Annotated in this window: 6 protein-coding genes; 4 read left to right on the top strand and 2 right to left on the bottom strand. The window is 39.1% G+C overall.

Annotated features, from left to right (window positions below; translation table 11 throughout):
- Positions 1 to 10 precede the first annotated feature (10 nt).
- Positions 11 to 268, top strand: coding sequence for a PLP-dependent transferase (locus VB740_RS16995; protein ID WP_323201141.1), 258 nt, complete (start codon positions 11 to 13; stop codon positions 266 to 268).
- A complete protein-coding gene (locus VB740_RS16990; protein WP_323201140.1) occupies positions 244 to 525 on the top strand; it encodes a tetratricopeptide repeat protein in 282 nt (93 codons plus the stop codon). The genes VB740_RS16995 and VB740_RS16990 overlap by 25 nt, the downstream gene beginning before the upstream one ends.
- A gap of 181 nt (positions 526 to 706) precedes the next feature.
- On the opposite strand, the gene VB740_RS16985 is transcribed toward VB740_RS16990, so the two are convergent.
- Positions 707 to 2,227, bottom strand: a complete 1,521-nt coding sequence (locus tag VB740_RS16985) for a PLP-dependent aminotransferase family protein (RefSeq protein WP_323201139.1) — start codon at positions 2,225 to 2,227, stop codon at positions 707 to 709.
- Positions 2,228 to 2,443: 216 nt separating this feature from the next.
- Between VB740_RS16985 and VB740_RS16980 the strand changes: the two genes are divergently transcribed.
- Positions 2,444 to 2,662, top strand: coding sequence for a hypothetical protein (locus tag VB740_RS16980; RefSeq protein ID WP_323201138.1), 219 nt, complete (start codon positions 2,444 to 2,446; stop codon positions 2,660 to 2,662).
- 85 nt (positions 2,663 to 2,747) lie between these two features.
- On the opposite strand, the gene VB740_RS16975 is transcribed toward VB740_RS16980, so the two are convergent.
- Complete coding sequence (locus tag VB740_RS16975) at positions 2,748 to 4,313, bottom strand: hydantoinase B/oxoprolinase family protein (RefSeq protein WP_323201137.1); 1,566 nt, start codon at positions 4,311 to 4,313, stop codon at positions 2,748 to 2,750.
- A 272-nt stretch (positions 4,314 to 4,585) separates the two neighbouring features.
- On the opposite strand from VB740_RS16975, the gene VB740_RS16970 reads away from it, so the two are divergent.
- Positions 4,586 to 5,083, top strand: a complete 498-nt coding sequence (locus tag VB740_RS16970; RefSeq protein ID WP_323201136.1) for a hypothetical protein — start codon at positions 4,586 to 4,588, stop codon at positions 5,081 to 5,083.
- Positions 5,084 to 5,463 lie beyond the last annotated feature (380 nt).

Genomic DNA, 5,463 nt, shown 5'->3' with positions numbered 1-5,463 from the left:
CTAGCTCACAATCTGCTTAATTTGTCAATGCCTTCTACTGGACTGGCTCTCTAGTGGTCAAGCGGCGCAATTTTTGGCAATTTCAAGTGCGATCGCTCAGGCTGGAGATAATATTGTTTCCACTAGTTTTTTGTATGGGGGAACATATAACCAGTTTAAAGTTTCATTACCACGTTTAAGTATTAAGGTCAAGCTTGTTGAGGGAGATGATCCGGAAAGTTTCCGTCAGGCGATCGCTCTGGTATGGCTGAGTCTTATAGTGATTTAGGAAAAAATGAATGCGATCGCGGTAATCTCGAAGCAGCAGAACAGTTTTCTAAACAAGCTTTAGTAATGGCGCAAGAATTGGGAATGACTCACTTACTGGGAGAGATTAACTACGATTTAGCACAGCTAGAGCGTAAGCGCAGCAATACAGAACTTGCCCAACAGCATTACAACACAGCGCATCAAATATTTCAACAATTGGGTGCAGCGAAGGATTTGGAGAAAATCAAGCGAGAGTGGAAGCAAGATAAATTCTAATGATGCCAAATTCAATAATTTCAATCTTATAGGCTAATAGATTACTGCGTTCAGATAACGAAACCTAGCCCAATACAGTTCAGATAAAACCAAAACACTTGTAGAGACGGCGATTTATCGCGTCTCGAAAACCCACAATTTTGTACAATTAGCCCTTAACCCAAGCGTATTGAAACCTAGACTACAAACTGTGAACAAGCGGTTGATAATTAGATATGCGATGTTTGACGACAAGCCGCTCCGTATCTACGCATCCTTTGGCAATATACTTTTTCAGCAACTTGCCCACAATGGAAATACCTTGCTCAATCTCCTCTGGCGAGAGACAGAAAGTCAGACGCATCGCTGGATAACCCTGCTTATCGGGGAAAAATGCCGAACCGCACGCCAAGTAGACATTTTGTGCAAAGGCTTCCTTACGAATTGTCCCAATCGGAAAATCATCTGGTAACTGTACCCACAGAAATAATCCACCTGTGGGAACTGTCCACCGGATTTCTTCAGGAAAATAACGCTCTAAAGCTTGCAGCATAGTATTACGACTTTGCAGATTATCTGTGCGAAGTCGGCTGAGATGACGGCGGTAATGTCCTGAAGCGAGGTATTCGCTAACTATTGTTTGGGAAATACTGGATGTGTGCAAGTCATGGAGCAATTTTCGCTCAATAATTGCTTGATAATGCTTACCTGTAACTACCATATAGCCCACTCGTAAACCCGGCATTAAAGTTTTAGAAAAGGTGCTTAAATAAGTGACCAAATTATTTTTATCTAAAGCTTTAATTGGTGCTGGTACAGCATCAAAATTTATTCCTTCATAAGCATTATCTTCCAAAATGGGGCATTCATATTTTTCAGCTAATGCTAATAACTGTTGACGATGAGCTTGTGTTGTCGTCAATCCGGTTGGATTGTGAAAGGTACTAATCGTATAAATTAATTTCGGGCGGTGGCTGTGTAAATATTGCTCTAATAAATCTAAATTCATTCCCTCCGCAGTCATGGGAATGCCAATAATCTTAGCTCCTAAGTTTTCTAAAATAGAAATTGCACCATAATAGGTGGGAGCTTCGACAATCACCCAATCACCAGGTTGTACATAATAACTCATCGCTAATGACAACCCTTGCTGAGAGCCATTAGTAATAATTAAATCTTCTGGAAACACCTCTAATCCTTGATGTACTAGCATCTGGGCAATTTGTCTGCACAGTGTTAGTTGTCCTTGAGGCATCTCGTGGGGAAAGAAAATATCAGCATCATCTTGTCTTAGCGCTCGTCTAGCAATCAGGTTAATATCTTTTGGTGGACGAGGATAACCGTAGCCAAAATTAATTATTCCTGGCTGTGTTTGTGCTTGCACCAGTGGAGTATACATCTCATAAAAAGAACACTTTCCTGGCTTTGTAATTATGACATTTTGGGCTGGAGCGAATTTAGATTCTAGGTTGGCGCTTTTAAGAGAAACGCTGCTGACAAAATATCCTGAACCTTGACGAGCAGAAACAATACCATCTGCTTCTAAAACGTTATACGCTTCAATAATCGTGAGTTTGTTAACTTGTAAACTTTCTGCCAGAGAGCGGATAGAAGGGAGGCGATCGCCACTTTTGAGTGCGCCAGATTTAATGAGATGACTAATGCGATCGCGGATTTGTAAATAAATCGGTTTGGGTGACTGCCGTTCTAATAAAATGTTCATTCTGGCGCACTCGTCAATGACTAAATAATCACCAATACTGGCAATATAAACTATTTCTACCAACTTTACCTAGTACAGTTATGAGTTTTTTCACTATACCAGTTGGGATGCCGCTTAACTGTACTAGATGAAATCTGCCAAAACTGTACCTTCTCAGTTAAAAATTCTTACGTGAAAGTAAAAGTAATAGTTCATTATTCATCAGGTACTTTCACTATGAATAAATTTAATTTTTTGTTAAATTTACGAAAATATTGGCAAGATTTTCTCATCTGGATAGCTGCTAGTAGTTCTGACCTCCAAGTGTGGCAGGAATCTGACTGGCATGGTCATATTTCTTGTTGGCGTGCCTACGATCCAATGACAGGACGCTCTGCTTGTTTTGGTTCTGAAGAAGAAATGCGAATTTGGATTGACAACTGTTACTACAGATAAAATCTTTTGCCAATCAATGTGAGAAATAGACAGTTCGGAACAATCGACGACATTTGGAAACTTTCAATTTAGGAAAATACTGGTACTAGAAGACTTTACCAAAGCCGCCCCCGCCAGGAGTTTCTATGACAAAAACATCCCCAGGTTTCATCTCTACTGTTGCTGTGCTGTCTAAATTCTCTTCAATTCCACTCTGACGTTGTATCCAGTTGCGTCCGACAATCCCCGCTTCTCCGCCATTTAATCCAAAGGGAGGAACAATCCGATGGCCAGAGAGAATATTAGCTGTCATGGGTTCTAAAAACCGGATGCGGCGAACAACTCCATTACCACCAGAATATTTTCCTTTACCACCGCTATCGGGACGAAGACTAAAGCTTTCTAAAAGTACAGGATAACGAGTTTCTAAAACTTCTGGATCGGTCAAACGGGAGTTAGTCATGTGAGAATGAACACCATCAGTTCCATCAAAATTACTTCCTGCCCCAGAGCCGCCGCAGATAGTCTCATAATATTGATATTGCTCATTACCAAAAGTAAAATTATTCATCGTTCCTTGAGAAGCAGCCATGATGCCCAAAGCGCCATATAAAGCATCGACAATAGCTTGAGAAGTTTCTACATTACCCGCTACTACTGCTGCTGGATAAGTTGGATTCAGCATACAGCCAACCGGGATAATAATTTCTAAAGGGTTAAGACACCCGGCATTAAGTGGAATATTATCATCAACCAAAGTCCGAAAGACATATAAGACTGCGGCTTGAGTTACAGCTTTGGGAGCATTAAAATTACTATTTAGTTGCTCAGAAGTGCCAGTAAAATCAATGGTAGCACTACGGCTTTCTTGATGAATCGTCACTTTAACTTGAATTCGTGCCTCATTATCCATTTCATAAACAAATGAGCCATCCTTGAGAAGATGGATAGCCTTTCTCACCGACTCCTCAGCATTAGCTTGCACAAACTTCATGTAAGCTTGAACAGTATCAATCCCGTATTGGGAAACCATTTTACGAAGTTCTTGTACTCCCCGTTCATTTGCGGCAATTTGTGCTTTAAAATCAGCAATATTTTGGTCAGGGTTACGAGCAGGATAAGTATGAGTTGAAAGGTGCTGTCTTACTGCGGGTTCTCTGAAATTGCCCTCTTCAACCAAAAGAAAATTATCAAAAATAATTCCTTCCTCTTCTACTCTCGTACTGTGGGGAGGCATTGAACCGGGAGTAATTCCACCGATATCTGCTTGGTGTCCACGAGAAGCAACAAAAAAGAGAGGAGTAGGGAATGGAGTATTTTCACGACTCTCTAGAAAAACAGGCGTAATTGCAGTTACGTCAGGAAGATGTGTTCCCCCATTATAAGGATTATTAGATAGATATACATTCCCTGGTTTTAGGGTGTCGCGTTTTTCGTTAATTAAACTGCGAACACTTTCACTCATTGAGCCTAAATGCACAGGGATGTGGGGGGCATTAGCGACTAATAACCCAGAAGAGTCAAAAATAGCGCAGGAGAAATCTAGCCTTTCTTTGATATTTACCGATGCAGCCGTATTTTGAAGAACAATTCCCATTTGTTCTGCAATAAATTGATAGAGATTTTTGAAGATTTCTAAGCGGACAGGATCGAGTTGAGATATTTCACACATTTTTAACTCCTTTTTATAATCCAATGCCAATATAGCAATCCTAAATGAGTTGTGAAAATCGAGAGACTCAGATCCCCGACTTCTCAAAGAAGTTGGGGATCTTATTGTTCACGACTGATTTAGGACTGCTATATGTAATGAAACTGTAAAGTAACTTACATATTTTTATATTCTCCCGCCAAATATATTTTTTTCATATTTCAGTTAGCTACATATTTAAACTTGGGAACAATATACAACAGGACTTACTACTAATCAACAATAATGCTGTTATGGACTTCAGCAATTTGAAGTGGACTAAAAATATTACACCTCAAGCTTATGAGTTATGGGCTTACTCAGATTTTAAGGTTCACTATCTCTTCAAGCTAAACTGGAAAGATAATAAAACTAATGCCAATAAACCTCAAAAAGATGATTTAATTCTGTTGAGGCAAAGAGGCTACGTTACTCACTTGGTTAAAGTTTTAGACTACAAGTCAGAAGTTGAGAGTTGCAAAGATGATTTTGGCATTTATAGAGAAGATAATTTTAGAATTTATAGAATTGTTGAAATCCTTTGGATTATTCCTTGGGACAATCCGCCTATTCTAGCTAAAGCAGATGAACTGTTCGGCTATAAAGAAGTTCTTCATTATCACGGTGGTGATGTAATGGAGTTGAATACTTTACGCAGCTTTAATAAACATTGGGGTAATAACGGTGGTCTTAATAGTTTTCAAAATCGTGTTTGTACTATGCTTAACTTACAGCAGCTTGTAACTTGGTGAGGTACAGATTATCGTGAGGGCACAACATTGTTGTGCCCCTACATATGTACTTAATTTACCTGAAATACGCTGTCTTTTTGCCATTGTTATGCTAATTTTAAGAATCTAGTTTCTATTGTTGTTTTTTCAATGAACAGATATAGATAAGGTAACATTTAACTTTTATTTAGCTTTACTACAAGGTAAGTAATATCCCTCTTCTGTCACTTTCCGAGTATTCTTAATAAAAGGATTAAAATAAAAAACTCTGGAAGGTAAGCAGGGCAATGGATGTAGAATTACAAATCCTGAAACATTTGGCAAGAGACGCTCACCCAACAGTTGCGATCGTAGATGAATATTGTGCAGAGTATAAAGACTTATTTAAAGAAGTAAGGAAT

The sequence above is a fragment of the Nostoc sp. UHCC 0251 genome, from assembly GCF_034932245.1.
Classification (GTDB): domain Bacteria; phylum Cyanobacteriota; class Cyanobacteriia; order Cyanobacteriales; family Nostocaceae; genus Nostoc.
The sequence above is the reverse complement of the archived record's forward strand: the minus strand, read 5'-3'. Positions and strand labels throughout refer to the sequence as shown.

What these genes read in the sequence shown, in the direction of transcription:
- VB740_RS16990 (WP_323201140.1), top strand. Translation starts at nt 244, where the DNA reads ATGGCTGAGTCTTATAGTGATTTAGGAAAAAATGAATGCGATCGCGGT.
- VB740_RS16975 (WP_323201137.1), bottom strand. Translation starts at nt 4,313, where the DNA reads ATGTGTGAAATATCTCAACTCGATCCTGTCCGCTTAGAAATCTTCAAA.
- VB740_RS16980 (WP_323201138.1), top strand. Translation starts at nt 2,444, where the DNA reads ATGAATAAATTTAATTTTTTGTTAAATTTACGAAAATATTGGCAAGAT.
- VB740_RS16970 (WP_323201136.1), top strand. Translation starts at nt 4,586, where the DNA reads ATGGACTTCAGCAATTTGAAGTGGACTAAAAATATTACACCTCAAGCT.
- VB740_RS16985 (WP_323201139.1), bottom strand. Translation starts at nt 2,227, where the DNA reads ATGAACATTTTATTAGAACGGCAGTCACCCAAACCGATTTATTTACAA.